This is a genomic window from Haloplanus salinarum, assembly GCF_009762275.1.
GTDB lineage: Archaea > Halobacteriota > Halobacteria > Halobacteriales > Haloferacaceae > Haloplanus > Haloplanus salinarum.
The window spans coordinates 2,476,277-2,492,467 of record NZ_CP034345.1 but is presented as its reverse complement, the minus strand read 5'-3'; the positions used below and the strand labels follow the sequence as shown (position 1 = coordinate 2,492,467).

Annotated in this window: 13 protein-coding genes and 1 tRNA gene; 4 read left to right on the top strand and 10 right to left on the bottom strand. The window is 66.1% G+C overall.

Annotated features, from left to right (window positions below; translation table 11 throughout):
- Nucleotides 1–72: 72 nt before the first annotated feature.
- Nucleotides 73–837: a DUF5781 family protein gene (locus EI982_RS14180; RefSeq protein ID WP_157690310.1), complete on the top strand. Its 765-nt coding sequence runs from the start codon at nucleotides 73–75 to the stop codon at nucleotides 835–837.
- Here the strand turns inward: EI982_RS14180 and EI982_RS14175 are convergent.
- The 3 genes from EI982_RS14175 to EI982_RS14165 are packed head-to-tail and all read right to left on the bottom strand — an operon-like array spanning nucleotide 834 to nucleotide 3,116.
- The gene (locus EI982_RS14175; RefSeq protein ID WP_157690309.1) at nucleotides 834–2,027 is read right to left on the bottom strand and encodes an iron-containing alcohol dehydrogenase; all 1,194 of its coding nucleotides are present in this window, start codon (nucleotides 2,025–2,027) and stop codon (nucleotides 834–836) included. The genes EI982_RS14180 and EI982_RS14175 overlap by 4 nt on opposite strands.
- Nucleotides 2,028–2,067: 40 nt before the next feature.
- Nucleotides 2,068–2,688 (bottom strand): 30S ribosomal protein S7, encoded by a 621-nt coding sequence (locus EI982_RS14170; RefSeq protein WP_157690308.1) that lies wholly within the window; start codon nucleotides 2,686–2,688, stop codon nucleotides 2,068–2,070.
- The gene (locus tag EI982_RS14165) at nucleotides 2,688–3,116 is read right to left on the bottom strand and encodes a 30S ribosomal protein S12 (RefSeq protein ID WP_092635289.1); all 429 of its coding nucleotides are present in this window, start codon (nucleotides 3,114–3,116) and stop codon (nucleotides 2,688–2,690) included. The genes EI982_RS14170 and EI982_RS14165 overlap by 1 nt, the downstream gene beginning before the upstream one ends.
- A 216-nt stretch (nucleotides 3,117–3,332) precedes the next feature.
- Between EI982_RS14165 and EI982_RS14160 the strand changes: the two genes are divergently transcribed.
- Entirely contained in the window at nucleotides 3,333–4,523 is a 1,191-nt protein-coding gene (locus tag EI982_RS14160; RefSeq protein WP_157690307.1) for a PQQ-binding-like beta-propeller repeat protein, read from the top strand.
- On the opposite strand, the gene EI982_RS14155 is transcribed toward EI982_RS14160, so the two are convergent.
- From EI982_RS14155 to EI982_RS14130, 6 genes are all read right to left on the bottom strand, one after another.
- Nucleotides 4,524–4,949, bottom strand: a complete 426-nt coding sequence (locus tag EI982_RS14155; RefSeq protein WP_157690306.1) for a NusA-like transcription termination signal-binding factor — start codon at nucleotides 4,947–4,949, stop codon at nucleotides 4,524–4,526.
- Between the two features lie 76 nt (nucleotides 4,950–5,025).
- On the bottom strand, nucleotides 5,026–6,240 hold the full coding sequence (rpoA2, locus tag EI982_RS14150; protein ID WP_157690305.1) for a DNA-directed RNA polymerase subunit A'': 1,215 nt from the start codon (nucleotides 6,238–6,240) through the stop codon (nucleotides 5,026–5,028).
- Nucleotides 6,233–9,220: a DNA-directed RNA polymerase subunit A' gene (locus EI982_RS14145; RefSeq protein WP_157691234.1), complete on the bottom strand. Its 2,988-nt coding sequence runs from the start codon at nucleotides 9,218–9,220 to the stop codon at nucleotides 6,233–6,235. The genes rpoA2 and EI982_RS14145 overlap by 8 nt, the downstream gene beginning before the upstream one ends.
- Nucleotides 9,221–9,228: 8 nt before the next feature.
- Nucleotides 9,229–11,055, bottom strand: a complete 1,827-nt coding sequence (gene rpoB / locus EI982_RS14140; RefSeq protein ID WP_157690304.1) for a DNA-directed RNA polymerase subunit B — start codon at nucleotides 11,053–11,055, stop codon at nucleotides 9,229–9,231.
- Between the two features lies 1 nt (nucleotide 11,056).
- Complete coding sequence (locus tag EI982_RS14135) at nucleotides 11,057–12,616, bottom strand: DNA-directed RNA polymerase subunit B'' (RefSeq protein ID WP_157690303.1); 1,560 nt, start codon at nucleotides 12,614–12,616, stop codon at nucleotides 11,057–11,059.
- Nucleotides 12,613–12,843, bottom strand: a complete 231-nt coding sequence (locus EI982_RS14130; protein ID WP_157690302.1) for a DNA-directed RNA polymerase subunit H — start codon at nucleotides 12,841–12,843, stop codon at nucleotides 12,613–12,615. The genes EI982_RS14135 and EI982_RS14130 overlap by 4 nt, the downstream gene beginning before the upstream one ends.
- Nucleotides 12,844–13,095: 252 nt before the next feature.
- Here EI982_RS14130 and EI982_RS14125 point away from each other — a divergent pair.
- Together EI982_RS14125 and EI982_RS14120 are read left to right on the top strand one after the other, a co-directional pair.
- Nucleotides 13,096–13,168: transfer RNA gene (locus tag EI982_RS14125), tRNA-Asp, on the top strand.
- A gap of 160 nt (nucleotides 13,169–13,328) precedes the next feature.
- Nucleotides 13,329–14,465, top strand: a complete 1,137-nt coding sequence (locus EI982_RS14120; protein WP_157690301.1) for a tyrosine-type recombinase/integrase — start codon at nucleotides 13,329–13,331, stop codon at nucleotides 14,463–14,465.
- A gap of 63 nt (nucleotides 14,466–14,528) precedes the next feature.
- On the opposite strand, the gene EI982_RS14115 is transcribed toward EI982_RS14120, so the two are convergent.
- A complete protein-coding gene (locus EI982_RS14115) occupies nucleotides 14,529–16,067 on the bottom strand; it encodes a pentapeptide repeat-containing protein (protein ID WP_199243643.1) in 1,539 nt (512 codons plus the stop codon).
- Nucleotides 16,068–16,191 lie beyond the last annotated feature (124 nt).

The following is a 16,191-nucleotide window of genomic DNA, read 5'->3' as shown; positions in this document are numbered from 1 at the left end:
ATACCACGAGTCGGCTCGTCGGACGCCCGGACCGCAACCGTCTTACCGGTCTGACCCGTGATAACGGTAAGCATGGACGTACGCGTAGGGGCGGGCGCGCCACCGGACCCGTTTCTCGGCGCCGCCGACCTGCTCGCCACCGAACACGACCTGGATCGACCCGTTCGCGTCCGCGTCCGGGACGACCCGGACGAGCGGACCTGGACCGCACACTACGACGACCACCACGTGCTCAACATCTCCCGGCAGGCCGCCACGAGCGCCATGGCGCGGGAACTCGCCCTCCACGAACTCGCCCACATGGTTCGGTACGAACAGGGCCACGCCTCCCACACGCAGTCGACGGACGAGGCGCTCTTTCTCGCGCTCTCCGGCCGCGACGTCGAACGCCGGAAGCTGACCCACTGCTATCAGATCGCCAACCACATGCGCGACATCTACGCCGACGACATCACCCTCTCGGTGGCGCCGGCGGCCAAACTCGTCCAGTTTCTGGAGTCACAGCTCGCGGCCGCCGTCGCCGACGCCCCCGGCCCCGGTCCCACCGGCGCGGCCGCCGACTCCCGTCGCGTCTCCGTCGGCGCCGACCCCGACATCACCGCCGTCAATGCCGCCTTCGCCCTCGCCTTGGTCGAGCGCCACGGCCTGATCGACGCCGAACACCGCCTGTACGACCTGGCGCGGGCCGCCGCCGCCGACGCCCCGACCGTCGGGATGGAGACGTTCAAACGCCTCTTTCGCACCCTCGGCGAGGACCCAAGCGAGAGCGACTTCCGTCGCGACCTGGTGACGGCGACCCGGGAGTACGCCCTCGACGCGGGGCGGGCGGCCGACTAGCGGCCCGCGACCGCCGCCTCGAACACGTCGATCACGTCCTCGCGGTCCATCGCCCGGGGGTTCCGCTCGATGTTGTGCTCGGAGTGTTCGAACGCCACGTCCGCGAAGTCGGCGAAGGCCCCCCGGTCGAAGTCGTCGAACGCCGCGATGCTCGTCGGCACGTCCACGTCTTCGAGCAGGTCGAACGTCGCCTCGACGCTCCGCTCGGCGAACGCCCGTTCGGACTCGCCGGGGCGTCGCTCCGCGCCGAGTGCCGCCGCCAGGTCGGCGAACCGATCGACCTCCGCGGGCACGTTGTACCGCATCACGTGTGGCAGGAGGACGCCGTTCGCCAGTCCGTGGCCCAGGTCACACTCCATGCCGAGCGGGTAGGTGAGCGCGTGGACCGCCCCCAGTCCGGAGTTGACGAACGCCTGCCCGGCGAGCGTGGCCGCGAGGCTCATGTTGGCCCGGGCCGCGTCGTTGGCCGTCCCCTGCGTGACCGCGGGCCGGAGGTTCTCGGCGACCAGTTCGACCGCCCGGAGCGCCAGCGTGTCCGTATACGGCGTCCGCAGGAGCGTGACGTAGCTCTCGACGGCGTGTGTCAGGGCGTCTAGCCCCGTCGCCGCGGCGACCCCCGGCGGCAGCGTCGCCGTCAGATCCGGATCGACTGCCGCGAGGTCGGCAAAGAGGTGTGGGGAGAAGACGACCTTCTTCACCCCGCCCGCGCGCTCGTCGGCGAAGACGCCGATGTGGGTCACCTCGCTTCCCGTGCCCGCCGTCGTGGGCACGAGCGCCAGCGGCTTCGTCGGGTTCGGGACGTTGTCCATCCCCAACAGTTCGCGGACCGGACGGTCCGTGGCCGCGAGCGCCGCCGCGAACTTCGCGGTGTCCATGGAACTCCCGCCGCCGACGCCGACGACGACGTCGTGGTCGGCCACCAGTTCGGCCGACGCCTCGACCATCGACAGCTTCGGCTCCGGGGCGACGCCGTCGTACACTGTCACGTCGACGCCCGCGGCCTCGAGGCGGGCGCGGGGCCCGTCGACGACGCCGGTCGTCGACAGGTGCTCGTCGGTGACCAGCAGGGCCGAGTCGGCGTCGCGGTCGGCCGCGAACGGTTCGAGGGCGTCGATCGCCCCCGACCCGTACTCGACGTGGGCGGGGCTCCGGATCGCGTGTGACGTATCGAGGGACCCGATGTCCGACATATCCGCTCCGTCGGACGGGAAGTAAGTAGCTCTTCGGGCGTTACCGGGCGGCCGCGGCGACCCGCTCGGCTTCCTCTTTCTGGTTGATGGCGTAGGTGCCGACGTCGTAGTCGGCGGCGCCCATCAGCTGGTTCGCGAGCGCCTCGGCGGCGCTCGTCGGCGTCTTGTACGACCCGCGGTAGGTGCCCTCGGCGAGGAACTTCAGGGCCTGATCGACGCGGCGCTGGGGGGCCACGTCGACGGCCTGCGGGACGGAGATGCCACCGTACTTCAGGCGGACGGTCTCCTCGCGCGGCGCGGCGTTCTCGACGGCCGTGACGAGGACCTGTACCGGATTCTCGTCGGTGCCCTCGTGGACGAGTTCGAACGCGTCGCGGACGATCCGCATCGCCTGTTGTTTCTTGCCCGTGTTCTCCTCGGTCTGCATCAGGCGGTTGATCAGCCGCTCGACGACGGAGATCTCGCTTTTCTGGAACTGCTTGGAGGCGTGCCGACCCATCGTGTGGGCGATGGGGGTCACGTTGATGTACCGCTTCGTACTCGGATCGGCGTACGCGATGTCGTCGGTCTCCCAGACGCCGAACAGCAGGGCGTCCGTCTCCGTCTCGTCGCTGCCGGCCGGGGCGTCCGGATCGGGGGTGTCGCCTTCGCTCTCGGACATTATCGGACCGGTTTCTCCGCGTTACCGCGCACGAGTTCGATGAGCGAGACGCCGTTGACCTTCTCGACCTTGTAGTTCACGCCGGAGAGGTCGCCCATCGCGCGACCCTTCGCGCCGCCGATGCCGGCGATGGTGACCTCGTCGTGTTCGTCGATGAAGGAGATGGCCCCGTCGCCGGGACAGAACGCCGTCACCTGCTTGCCGTTCTTGATCAGCTGGACCCGGACGCACTTCCGGATCGCCGAGTTGGGCTGTTTCGCCTCGATGCCGACCTTCTCGAGGACGATGCCCCGTGCCTGGGGCGCCCCCTCGAGCGGGTCCGACTTCTTCCGGAGGCCGCGCTCGCGTCGCGCGTACTCCGAGTCGGACCACCGCCGCGTCTGGCGGTCCTTCTTGAGTTTGCGGGCCGCATATTTGCCGTTCGCCATAGTGCAACCTCGTTGCCGACGGAGCTACTTAAGCCTCCCTTTTCGGTCGCGGCGAAACCGTCTCAGAACGCGTTAGGGCACCCGCTACTCCGATCTGAGGAGTTCTTCAGTAGGAATCGGCGTCGGGAGAACGACGATGAGCACCGAAAGAGCGTCGAGAACCCGTGAGAGACGGAACGGCGGAAGGCTTATTCCGCCGTCCCGGGGAGACGGCGTATGCCCGCTCGCCGTGCCGCCCTCGCCCTCCTCGGAGGAACCCTGGCCGCCGCGCTGTCCGGCTGTCTCGGCGACGACACCGACGACCCGGAACCGACGACGGTGACGAACCGGCCCGTCGACGCCGCGGGATCGGTCCCGCAGTACCAGGTCGACGCCGGGAACGGCGGCCGCCTCGACGGCCCGACGCCCTCGTCCCCGACGGTCGCCTGGCGGCGGACCCCGGCACGCTACGACGCCAGCCAACCGGTCGTCGACGGCGACGCGGTCTACGTCGGCTTCGACGGCGACCTGGTGAAACTCGCGGCCGATACCGGCGACGTGGCGTGGACGGTCGACGCCGGCCACGCCTCGGACGCCACCCCCGCGGTCCACGGGGACGTCGTCTACACGACGGTCTGGAACGGCGGCGAGTCCGTCCCTCGCGGGCTGGTCGCCGTCGACGCCGCCGACGGCACGGTGCGCTGGCGTGCCCTGACCGACAACGACGTGAACGCCTCGCCGACCCCGACGGACGACGCCGTCTTCGTCGGCGGAGGATACGAGAACGGCGAGGTCGCCGCCGTCGAACACGACGGGACCGTCAGGTGGCGGCGCGACCTCGGTGCGTACGCGGCCGCGCCGGCGACCGTCGGCGACCGGGTCGTCTACGCGACCGGCGAGTCCGCCTCGGCGGTCGCCCTCGACGCCGACACGGGCGAGACGGTCTGGGACCGGTCGCTCGACGGCCGCGCCGTGGCCGCCCCGACCGTCGTCGGGGACGCGGTGCTCGTCGCCGACGAGTCCGGGCGCGTCCGCGCGCTCGACGCCGCCACCGGGGACCGCCGGTGGCGTACCGCCGTCGACGACCGGGTCACACACTCGGTCGCCCGTGGCGACGGGACGGCCGTCGTCGCCCACGGCGGCGGGGTGACGGGGCTCGGGGTCGAAGACGGCGAACGGCGGTGGTGGACCGAAATCGACCGCGATCCGACCGCGCCGGTGGTGGTCGGTGGGACCGTCCTCGTCGGGGCGGGCCGGGCGGTGATCGCACTCGGGGCGGACGGGGTGGAGCGCTGGCGGGTCGAGACACGGGAGCGGAGCTACACGGACGTCGTGCTCGGCGGCGTGACCGGGTCGCCGGTCGCCGTCGACGGAACGGTCCTCGTCGCGACCCAAGCCGGGGACGTGTACGCTCTCGACGACGGGTAGTCAGGTCAACTGCACGTCGTCGAGGTCGTAATGCCGGCTGGCGAGCCGCCGGGCGGTCTCGATGTTCCGCCCGTCGCGGCCGATGGCGGCGCCGCGGTCGGCCTCGGGCACCTCCGCGTAGGCGATCCGGTCGCCCTGCTCGCTGATCGTGACGTGCTGGACCGCCGCCGGGGCGAGGGTGTTGGCGACAAACGCCTCCGGCGTGTCGGCGTCCTCGACGAGTTCGACCGAGCGGCCGAGCGTCTCCTCGACCGCCCGTACCCGCCGGCCGCCGGGGCCGACCGCGTCGGCCATCTCGCCGGCAGCGACGAGGAAGACGACCCGATCCTCGTCCTCGTAGACGAGGCAGTCGCGGGCTGTCGCGCCGGTCTCGTCCTCGAAGCAGGCGATGTACCGACGGTCGCGATCCGACAGGGTGATCCGCATTATCGGGGTAAGGACGTCCGGATACCGGCGGGTCCCGCGTCCGCGCGCCGCCGGAACCGACGTGCGTTCTCCATCGCTAGTCGTCCGAGGGCTGTGCGCTGAACGAGCCCATCCGGAGGTCGACGTCGCCGGTACCGATGGCGACCGGCTTGCCGACGATGACGTTCTCGATGACGCCGTCGAGTCGGTCGCGCTCGCCGTGGACGGCGGCGTCGAGCAGGTGGTTCACCGTCACCTCGAACGCCGCACGGGCGAGCACCGACTCCTTCGACCCCGAGATGCCGTGGCGGCCGATGGACTCGATGGTGCCGCGGTTGGTCATGATGTCCGCGACCAGCATCAGGTGCCGGACGTTCACGTCGTCGAGGCCCTGCTCCTCGAGGGTGTCCATCGTCTCGTTGATGATGGCCTCGCGGGCCGCCTCGACGCCCAGATTCCGGTAGATCTCGTGGATGTTGTTACACGTGGTGCGGGAGGCGTCGACGCCCTCGATTTCGATCACGTCGCCGAAGGCCGACCCCTCGGTGTAGAGGACGAACTCCTCGCCGTCTTCGAGGGTCTCCTTGCGGATGACGACCCGGGAGACCTCCTCGATCCCCTTGAACACGACGTCGCGAAGCTCCTCGACGAGCTGGAGCAGTTCGCGATAGCTGGGTTCGGAGGGACCGAACTCGATGAGCGTCCCCGAGCGGCGGGTCGAGACGCCGAGCGCATCCTCGATGGTCTCGGCGATCCGGGCCGCCACCTCGTCGACGTCGTCGACGGTCGGCCACCGCTCGATCAGCGTCTCCTCGTTGAGGTCGACCTGGACGAGCATGTCCGCGACGTTCGTCGAGACGTCCCCCAGCGAGAGGATCTTCGTGGACTCGATGGACCACACCACCTCGTGGGCGCGCTCGCGGTCGGTGGCGTACTCCTCGTCGAGGTACACCGTCATCATCGGCGTGTCGGGGGTCTTCCGGGCGTCGACAAGCTCGATCAGCCGCGGGAGCCCCTGGGTGACGTCGATCTCCGCGACACCCGCGTAGTGGAACGTGTTCATCGTCATCTGGGTCCCCGGCTCCCCGATGGACTGGGCCGAGACCGTCCCGACCGGGTCCAGCGGGTCGACCCGCGTGTCGATGTACTTCGTCTCGGTCGCCTGTGCGATCTCGTTGGCCTGCTCGGTCGTGATCGGCCCGCGCTCCTCGACGGTCTCGTAGATCCGGTCTTTCAACCGCCGAGGGAGCTCAGTGTCCTCGACGACCGCCTCGATGTCCTCGGTGACGTGTTCGTACTCGGCGTCAGTCATCCGACTCCACCTCCATGCCCTGGGCCTTGTTCAGCCCGGGGCCGGCGTACTCCGAGAGGTTCGTCGGCGGCTCGCGCCCGCCGAGGAACTGCTCTTTCTCGGCCTCGGAGTCGAACTCCGCCTCGATCACGCGGTCCGCGATCCCCTCGACGTCGATCGGGTTGTCGTCGTTGGAGGAGACCTTCACCGGACTGGTGCCGTCCTCGCCGAACTCGAACTGGACGATGGTGTCGGAGGTGTCGCGGACGGTGCCGTCGTACTGGGACTCCAGTTCCGACAGCGCGTTGATGAGCCGCCGCTGGAGGTAGCCGGACTTCGAGGTCCGGACCGCCGTGTCGACCAGCCCCTCGCGGCCGCCCATGGCGTGGAAGAAGAACTCCCGCGGGGTCAACCCGTCACGGTAGGAGTTCTCGACGAAACCGTGGGCCTCGGCCGAGAGGTCGTTGGGCTGGTAGTGGCTCAGCGTGCGGTCCTCGTAGCCGCGGTTGATCCGCTCGCCGCGAACTGCCTGCTGGCCGACACAGCCGGCCATCTGGGTCAGGTTGAGCATCGACCCACGGGCACCCGAGCGGGCCATGATGACGGCCGGGTTGTCCTCGTCGAAGTGCTCCTCGGCGATCTCGCCCGCGCTGTCGCGGGCCTTGCCGAGCGTCTGCATGATCTTCATCTCCAGGGTCTCGTCGATGGTCCGACCCGGAAGGGACTCCAGATCGCCCGCCTCGTAGCGCTCGATCAGTTCGTCGATGCGCTCGTAGGCGTTGCCGATGGCATCGTCGACCTGCTCGTTGGCCGCCGGCGGGATCGACTCGTCGTCGATACCGAGCGAGAACCCGAAGTGCATGATCGCCCGCATCGCCAGCGCGGCCACCTCGTTGATGAACACGCGGGCGCGGGTCTCGGAGTACACCTTGGTGAGGGTGTCGACGATCTCGCCGCCGAACGCGCCGACCGCGTCCTCGTCGATGGTACCCGAGACCAGCTGGCCGTCGACGATCTCGACGGTGTCGCCCGCCGACGACGTGAACTCCAGGTTGAGGTCGTCGGGCAGGAGCTCCGAGAAGACGGTGCGGCCCGTCCAGTAGGGCTCGCCGTCCTCCTCGTCACCAGAAGCGACTGCTTCTGGTTGGCTCGCGAGAGCGCCGCTCTCGCGAACGCCGTCGGCCGGCGGGAGTTCGTCGACGCTCGTCGCCCGCAGCAGGTCGAGCGCCTGCGTCTCGGTGAAGCGGGGGTTGTCGTGGGTCAGCAGGTAGGTCCCGCTGATGTGGTCCTGGATGGCCCCGATGATGTTCTCGCCGAATCGCGGGCTGAGGATCTGCTCTTGGACCCGCATCAGCACGCGCGCTTCGGCCCGCGCCTCCTCGTTCTGGAGGGCGTGCATGTTCATCTCGTCGCCGTCGAAGTCGGCGTTGTACGGCGGGCAGACGGTGGTGTTCAGCCGGAAGGTCTTGTACGGCATCACGACCACCTCGTGGGCCATGATCGACATCCGGTGGAGCGACGGCTGCCGGTTGAAGATCACGATGTCGCCGTCGACGAGGTGGCGGTTGACCTCCCACCCCTCCTCGACCTTGGTGGCGAGCTCCTCGCAGTTCTTCTCGGTCACCTTCAGCCGCCGGCCGTCGGGCCGCCGGACGTAGTTCGCGCCCGGATGGCCCTCGGGGCCGTTGGCGACGTACTGCCGTGCCTCCTCGACGTTGCGCTCGGTGACGTTCAGCGTCTGGGTCATCTCCTTGGCCACCCGGTCGGGCACCCCGACCTCGTTCAGCGAGAGGGTGGGATCCGGACTGATGACCGTCCGGGCCGAGAAGTTGACGCGCTTGCCCGAGAGGCTCCCGCGGAACCGGCCTTCCTTCCCCTTCAGGCGCTGTGAGAGCGTCTTCAGCGGCCGGCCGGAGCGGTGCCGGGCCGGTGGCGTCCCGGAAATCTCGTTGTCGACGAACGTGGTGACGTGATACTGGAGCAGCTCCCAGAGGTCCTCGATGATGAGCTGGGGGGCACCCGCCTCGCGGTTCTCCATGAACCGCTGGTTGATGCGGATGATGTCGACCAGCTTGTGCGTGAGGTCGTCCTCGGAACGCTGACCGTTGTCGAGCGTGATCGACGGCCGGGCCGTCACCGGCGGCACCGGGAGGACCGTCAGGATCATCCACTCGGGGCGCGAGCGTTCGGGGTCGATGCCGAGGACCTCGATGTCCTCGTCGGGGATGTCCTCGAACCAGTCGCGGATGTCGGAGGGCATCAGCTTGTTCATGTCCTCCTCGGTGAGGTCGACGTCGAGGACCTTCTCCAACTTCTTCCGCGTGTCGCTCTTGGGGCGGAACTCGCCCGCCATGATGTCGTTGATGCGGTCGAGGTCGACGCCGACGGCCTCGGCCAGGTCGCGGGGACTGGTCCCCTCGTCGTCCTCGTCGTCGGGGTCGGGCTGCATCGCCTCCGCGATGCGCTCGGAGTAGTCCCCCGCGAGGACGTCCTGCACCTCGTAGTAGGTGGTCGGCTTCTCGTGTTTGATGTCGTGCATCACGCCGTCGCAGTCCGGGAACGGGCAGTAGCTCTGCTTGCGCGCCTGCCGGACCGCCGACTTCAGCACGTCGTTGGGATCCTCGCCGAGCTCCAGATCACGCTGGAGTTGATCGCGGTACTCCTCGCGTTCCTCCTCGGTGAGCGCGAGTCGACCGCACTCCCGGCACGTCGAACGCAGGAGCCGACGGATGAGCTTCGTGAAGCCGACGTGGATGACGGGCGCCGCGAGTTCGATGTGACCGAAGTGACCGTTACACGACCCGGAGTGCTGGCCGCAGGTCCGACACTCCAGCCCGGGATCGATGACGCCGAGCCGCGGGTCCATCAGCCCCATGTCGATGGGGTAGCCGTCGTCGTCGTAGGTGTCCGCGGTGATGACCTTCGTCGCGGACATGTCTCGGTACGTCTCCGGGTCCATCAGCCCGAACTGAATACCGCCGATCTCCTTTGGTGTTTGCATTGACATTTTTACACTGCGTCCTCGAGTTCCAGCCGCGGTCGGATGCCGAGCGCCATCATCTCGTCGAGGAGGAGCTTGAACGCGTAGCTCACCTCGAGTTCGTGGATGTCGTCCTCGTCGCCGGTGGAGGGGTCGTACACCCGGCGCTGATCGGTGTCTTCGACCGCGACCATTCCGGTCTCGGCGCTGATGTAGACGCTCTCGCGGTCCGAGGAGTCGAGTAGGCGCTCCTTGAGCGCCATCGCCGCCCCGTGACCGATCAGTACCTCACGTTCCATCTCGCCCACGCGCAGGCCGCCCTCGCGGGCGCGACCCTCGGTGGGCTGGCGGGTGAGCACCTGCACCGGCCCGCGGGAGCGGGCGTGCAGCTTGTTGCTCACCATGTGGTAGAGTTTGTGATAGAAGATGGTGCCGACGAAGATTTCGGCCTCGATCTTCTCGCCGGTCACACCGGAGTACATGATCTCCTTCCCGGAGGACTCGAAGCCGTGGTCCTCCAGCGCAGCGCGGAGATCCTCCTCGTCCTCGCCCTGGAAGGCGGTGCCGTCGACGCGGCGACCCTCCAGGGAACCGACCTTGCCGCCCAGCATCTCCAGCACGTGGCCGACCGTCATCCGGGACGGGAGCGCGTGGGGGTTGAGCACCAGGTCGGGGACGAGCCCCTCCTGGGTGAACGGCATGTCCTCCTGGGGCGCGAGGTGGCCGACGACGCCCTTCTGGCCGTGGCGGGACGCGAACTTGTCGCCGAGTTCGGGGATCCGCTCGTCGCGCACGCTCACCTTCGAGAGCTTCGAGCCGTCCTCGCCCTCCATCAGCGTGACCGTGTCGACGACGCCGTCCTCACCCGAACGCATCGTGACGCTCGTCTCGCGGCGCTTCTGGGGCGACAGGCCGCCCATGTCGTCCGGCTCCTCCAGGAACCGGGGCGGACTGGTCTTACCCAGCAGGACGGAGTTCTCGTCGACTTTCGTCTCGGGGTTGACGAGGCCGTCCTCGTCGAGGTGGGTGTAGGCGTCCTCGCCGCGGGCACCGCGGACGTCCTGGCTGGGGACCTCGAAACGGTCCTCCTGGCCGCCCGGATACCGGCGCTCCTCGCCCTCGTAGGTCCGGAAGAAATGCGAGCGGGCCAGGGCCCGGTCGACCGACCCCTTGTTCATGACCAGCGCGTCCTCGATGTTGAACCCCTCGTAGGACATGACGGCGACGACGAAGTTCTGGGCCGCCGGCCGCTCGTCGAAGCCGATCTGCTCCGTGGTCTGGGTCTTGACCATGGCCAGCTGGGGGTAATGCATCAGGTGCTGGCGCGTGTCCGGCCGAATCCGATAATTGGCCGCCGGCAGTCCGAGGGACTGCTTCATCATCCCCGCACCCATCGTAATCCGGGGCGAGGCGTTGTGTTCGGGGTAGGGGATCATCCCGGCACCGATCCCGAAGATCAGCTGCGGGTCGATCTCCAGGTGGGTGTGCTCCTCGGTGATCTCGTCCTCGTCGACGGCGACGTAGATGTCCTCCTCCTCCTCGGCGTCGATGAACTCGACGTAGCCGCGGTCGACGAGCTGTTCGAAGTCGAGGTCGCCCTCCTCGACGGCCTCGATCTCCGCATCGGTGAGCAGCGGTTCGCCGTCCTCGACGACGATCAGGGGCCGGCGGGCCCGACCCGCGTCCGCGTTGATGATGACCTCGCGGGTCCGCTCCTTGATGGAGACGTTGACCATGTCGCTGACGTCGCCCCGCCGGCGCGCTTCGCGGATCTGTTCTGCGAGCTGTTCGGGGTCGGGATGGGTCCCGACCAAACTGCCGTTGACGTATACTTTCGCCTCGCGTGCCTGAGCCATGTTAATCCGCCATCGAGTCGACGCCTTCGATTCCGGGGATGCCCTCGACCCCCATCGACGCCAGTTCGCGCTTGAGTCCCTGTTCGTCCTCCACGTTCTGGGAGAGCTCCATCGCCTGTGCGAAGTTCTTCACCAGTCCGCAGTTCGGCCCCTCCGGCGTCTCGGAGGGACAGATGCGACCCCACTGGGTCGCGTGCAGGTCCCGCGCCTCGAAGTGTGGCTGGGACCGCGAGAGCGGCGAGCGCAGGCGCCTGAGATGGGAGAGGACGCCCATGTAGTCGGTGCGGTCGACCAGCTGGGAGACGCCCGAACGGCCGCCGACCCAGTTGCCCGTCGCGATGGGGTGTTCCAGCCGCTCGGTCAGCACGTCCGACCGGACGACCGTGTTGACCGTCAGCTGCCGGTTGCGCATGTTCGCGCGTTCGAGCTGGTATTTCACGTCGCGGGCCAGCTTGTTCAGCGCCGTCCGGAACAGGTCGCGCATCAGGTCGCCGCTGACCTTCAGGCGCTTGTTCGCGTAGTGGTCCTTGTCGTCGGCCTCGCGGCGCTCCAAGGCGAGTTCGAAACACGCCTCGGCCATCCGACAGAGGTAGTACGCCTTGTTGATCCGGACCTCCTCCTCGTCGACGCCCTCCTCGTGGAGATGCGGCAGGAGGTAGCGGTCGATCACGTAGTTGGCGCGTTTGAGCTGGTAGTTCTTCCCCTGGCCGCCGGCGACCCGCTTGCCGAGCGTCTCGATGGCCTCCTCCTCGCTCTGGACTTCGGCCATCTCCAGGTTCTCCAGCATGAACTTCACGATCTCGGGATCGTCGCTGACGCGGTGGACGATCTCCTCGTCGGATTCGAGGCCGAGCGCCCGCACCAGCGTCACGAAGTCGACGCTCCCCGAAACGGAGGGGAAGGAGACCTCCAGGATCCCCTCGCGATTGCGCTCACAGAGCACCAGCGCGCGGTAGCCCCGTCGCTGGCTGAACGTCTTGGCGACCTGGATCTCGTCGCCGTACTTCGTGTCGTACTCCGCGAGGATCTTGTTCGGCGCGAGGTCCTCGCTCGTCATCAGCACCCGCTCGGAGCCGTTGACGATGAAGTAGCCGCCCGGATCGACGGGGTCCTCGCCGATGTCGATCAGTTCCTCGCGGGTCAGCTCCGCGATGTTACATTTGCGGGAGCCGACCATGATCGGCATCCGGCCGACCTTCGTCTCGGTGGAGTCGACGACGACTTCCTCCTCCTCCTCGCCGCCCCGGACGATGGCCATCTCCATGAACACCGGCGCGGCGTAGGTGATGTTTCGCAGGCGTGCCTCCTGCGGGTAGAGGAGTTCCTCGCTCCCGTCGGCCTCCCGCACCCGCGGCGTCTCGACGCGCACGTCGCCGAGTTCGACGAACACCGGCTCCTGGCCCTCCTTGTCGCCGATGTCGGTCTCGATCCGCTCTTTCTCGTCGACGACTTCCTGCATCCCCCGGTCGAGGAAGGCGTTGAACGAGCGGAAGTGGTGTTCGGCGAGGCGTTCCTGTGAGAAATACTCCCGTGAGATGGTACGTCGACTCTCTCGGTTCATTCGACCACCAGTCGGTACACTGTCGCCTGATCAGTCGTTCGCGAGTCACGGACGATTTCGATCACGTCGCCGACCTCGGCCTCGTCGGGCAACGCGGGGTCGCTCGATTTGATCTTCGGCAGGTTGGTTTTGCTGACGTTGTACTCCGCCAGTACCTCGTCGACCCGATCCGGGTCGTCGAGGACTGTATGCTCCGGAACCAGTTCGTGTTGGCTTACGTCTACCATGGATGTTCGGGTGGAGAAGTTATCACGAGATACTACGGCGCCTTTGTAGGCCCACCCATTTAACGCTTGCTAAGGAGGGCGAAGCAAAGCTATTCGACCCGCCGACCCCCCGCCGGCGAGCGACGCTCGGTACGGGGTGACACACGCTCTCCCGGTACAAAACCGTTCCGGCGCGGGTCACGTCACGACGGCACACGGCGCCCCGATATGGCAAGTCTTATTTCCCAGTCCCCGGTTGGTGTAGATGCGAAGGCCCGGATGGTGTAGTGGCCCATCATACGACCCTGTCACGGTCGTGACGCGGGTTCAAATCCCGCTCCGGGCGTGTTTTGCTTCTCACGGTCTAACGCGCCAAAGTTCACTGTCTCAAAGAGTGAACTAATGTCGCATCCGCTCGTTACGAAACACGAACGACGACCCCGACGCCGTACAGCGATTGACGAACGTGTCATGGTAGCCGAGAGGTTCGATGGAGGGCAAACCACATGACAGCGGCGAGTTCAGCCTTCGATCCCGACGAACATACGTTCAATCTCGTCACCAAGCCAACGAAGGACGCACTCGACGCGCTCACCCCGAAGGCCGCGCACGAATACCGCGCGTTCAAGACCGACTACCTCGACTGGCTCGCCGCGATGGGTAAGAACCCCCACCGCCGAAGGGGGTACGCCGATACCACGCTCGAACAGATCAGCATCAAGACCGACCAGATCTTCCGCTGGTTGTGGGACACCGAAGGCCGGTACACCCTCCAGTTCAGACCCGAGGATGCGGATGATCTGATGTCGGAATACGCCCGCTACGACTACACCGACGCCAACCTGTTGACGTTCGTCAAGGTCATCAAACGCTACTTCAAGTACCTCCGCTTCGAGAAAGGGCGAGAGTACGAGTGGGACTGCGACGTGAAACTCTCGGAGAAACAGCGCACGGAGCGCGACTACCTCCGACGCGACGAGTTCGCTCCGCTCTACAACGCCGCCCTCGATCACGGAAGCGTTCGCCACTACAATCAGGTGACACCGGAGGAACGCGACCGAATCAAAGCCCACCTCGCACAGCGGTTCGAGAAGCCGAAAAAGAACATCACGCCCGCGGACTTCGAGCGGGCGAACTCCTACAAAGTCGCCTCACTCGTCGGTGTCACCCTCGACGTTGGGCTTCGGCCAATCGAAGTGACCCGTGCGGTCGTAACATGGGTCAACCAGCGGGACAATACGCTGGACATCCCCGGAGACGAGGCGACCAAGAGCGACAACGACTGGAAGTGCCGCCTCTCCGACCGTTCGATGCGTGCGCTCGGGCGATGGCTGGACGAACGAAAGCAGTACGAGAAGTACGCAGGGACCGACGCCCTGTGGCTCAACCGGCGTGGCAACCCCTACGAGTCGCGCACCCTGAATTACCTGCTCGATCAACTCATCGAGGACTCCAGCATCGAACCGACCGGGCGTGACTTGACGTGGTACTCCCTTCGTCACGGGGTCGCAACGGCGTGGGCCAACGAGGAGGGGCTTCAACACGCACGCGAACAACTCCGCCACGAGAAGGTCGAAACCACGATGCGGTACGTCCACTCCTCCGCCGACGAGCGCGGTGAGATGGCGAATAGTCTCTGGTAGACCGCGAGGACGGAGGTGACAGCCGACGCCGCCCCGTCCCACACCGCACTCGGTCCACCCCACTTACCGCGCCACTCGTCGCCCAAGCACGAACACGAACAGCGCGATGAGGATTGCGCCCGAAAGCGACTCGAACCCGACGAGGATTTTTGACCCCACTCCGGTCGGGTAGAGGTCGCCGTAGCCGATGGTGGTGAAGGTGATGACACTGAAGTAGATGCTCTGGAGAAGCGTCCCCAAGAACTCAAACGGTCCCTCAACGAGCAGGTTGATTTGGGGGACAGGAATACCACGGAAACTCCCGAGTGAGAAGTCCCAAATCCGGTATGTCGTTCCGTTACTATTCGATTCAAACCCACCGACAAACGGGTAGAGAAGCCCGCAAGCGACAATCAGGGCCGCCGCAGAGACAAAAATTTGCTTGATGCTTTCGCCATGTCGAGTCAAGTGCCACTGGAGCCACGAAACGAAGTGGCGAGCCTCCCACCAGAGGGCCGTCGTCAAGGAATCACGAGCGCCATCTACATCTCTCTCGTTGATGTCCTCACACAACTCCTCGTAGGCATCATCCCGTTTTTTACTCTGCTGTTTCCGCCGCGCTTCCTCCTTACTGATGTGGAACTCACGGGCTTCCTCCGAGAGTGCGTTCTCGTCGTGGAGTTTTTCGAGACGACGGTAGACCCACTCCGCGGCCTCTAATGGAGTAGTGTTCTCTGGAAGATCCTCCGATGTCTCGGGAGTTTCTTCATACACGCATTTTGGGCGAGGCAGGTTTGGGTCGTAGAACGTCGTCTGCGAGTTAATCTGTGTGTCCGCGAGGACAGTCTCATACAGAAGTGCGCTGGTGAACGTCGCCCCACGGCAGTCGGCGCGTGTGAGGAGTGTGTCGTGGAGCGACGTGTGTGTGAAATCCGCCCCTCGGGCGTCAACATCGGTACAGTCGGCGCTGGAGAGGTCGCTATTATGAAACTCTGCGCGTTTGAGGGAGGTGTCGTGAAACTCTGCTCCGACGAAGAGGGTGTCCTGAAACTCTGCTTCAACGAAGGAGGTGTCGTGAAACTGTGCTCCAGCGGGGAAAGTGTCCTGAAACTCTGCTCGGTTGAGGAGGGTATCCTGAAACTTTGCTCCGATGAGGAAGGTATCCTGAAACTCTGCACGGTTGAGGGAGGTGTTCTGAAACTCTGCACGGTTGAGGGAGGTGTTCTGAAACTCTGCACGGTTGAGGGAGGTGTTCTGAAACTCTGCACGGTTGAGGGAGGTGTTCTGAAACTCTGCACGGTTGAGGGAGGTGTCCTGAAATTCCGCATAGTTGAGAGAGATGTTCTGAAATGAAAGAGGCTCATCACTCTCCACACCGATGAAATACGCTCCATCCACCCGAGTAGACTTCTCTGAAAGTGCCTCTAATGAGTTTTCGATGGGCTTTCCCTCAACTTCGGCGTGCCACACACATCGGCCCGTTTCCCGCCACATTTCTCGACAACATCTGACTACATCATCTGCTACGTCCCATCCATCCACGTCGTCCTCCCACGTATCACGCGGGTCAGGACTCAACTCAAACCCACATCTCTCGTCCGACATTTCGGCGTCCTCGGACATGTGTCGGCAGATGACCATCATCGGTAAAAATCCTCGCGGAGGACTCACTTCTCTGCCCACAAGGGCGGTGAGATGGCGAATAGTCTCTGGTAGACCGCGAGGACGGAGGTGACAGCCGACGCCG

Excerpts from the sequence above, each read along its gene's own strand:
- EI982_RS14180 (WP_157690310.1), top strand. The coding sequence starts at position 73 with ATGGACGTACGCGTAGGGGCGGGCGCGCCACCGGACCCGTTTCTCGGC.
- EI982_RS14175 (WP_157690309.1), bottom strand. The coding sequence starts at position 2,027 with ATGTCGGACATCGGGTCCCTCGATACGTCACACGCGATCCGGAGCCCC.
- EI982_RS14170 (WP_157690308.1), bottom strand. The coding sequence starts at position 2,688 with ATGTCCGAGAGCGAAGGCGACACCCCCGATCCGGACGCCCCGGCCGGC.
- EI982_RS14165 (WP_092635289.1), bottom strand. The coding sequence starts at position 3,116 with ATGGCGAACGGCAAATATGCGGCCCGCAAACTCAAGAAGGACCGCCAG.
- EI982_RS14160 (WP_157690307.1), top strand. The coding sequence starts at position 3,333 with ATGCCCGCTCGCCGTGCCGCCCTCGCCCTCCTCGGAGGAACCCTGGCC.
- EI982_RS14155 (WP_157690306.1), bottom strand. The coding sequence starts at position 4,949 with ATGCGGATCACCCTGTCGGATCGCGACCGTCGGTACATCGCCTGCTTC.
- rpoA2 (WP_157690305.1), bottom strand. The coding sequence starts at position 6,240 with ATGACTGACGCCGAGTACGAACACGTCACCGAGGACATCGAGGCGGTC.
- EI982_RS14145 (WP_157691234.1), bottom strand. The coding sequence starts at position 9,220 with ATGCAAACACCAAAGGAGATCGGCGGTATTCAGTTCGGGCTGATGGAC.
- rpoB (WP_157690304.1), bottom strand. The coding sequence starts at position 11,055 with ATGGCTCAGGCACGCGAGGCGAAAGTATACGTCAACGGCAGTTTGGTC.
- EI982_RS14135 (WP_157690303.1), bottom strand. The coding sequence starts at position 12,616 with ATGAACCGAGAGAGTCGACGTACCATCTCACGGGAGTATTTCTCACAG.
- EI982_RS14130 (WP_157690302.1), bottom strand. The coding sequence starts at position 12,843 with ATGGTAGACGTAAGCCAACACGAACTGGTTCCGGAGCATACAGTCCTC.
- EI982_RS14120 (WP_157690301.1), top strand. The coding sequence starts at position 13,329 with ATGACAGCGGCGAGTTCAGCCTTCGATCCCGACGAACATACGTTCAAT.
- EI982_RS14115 (WP_199243643.1), bottom strand. The coding sequence starts at position 16,067 with ATGTCCGAGGACGCCGAAATGTCGGACGAGAGATGTGGGTTTGAGTTG.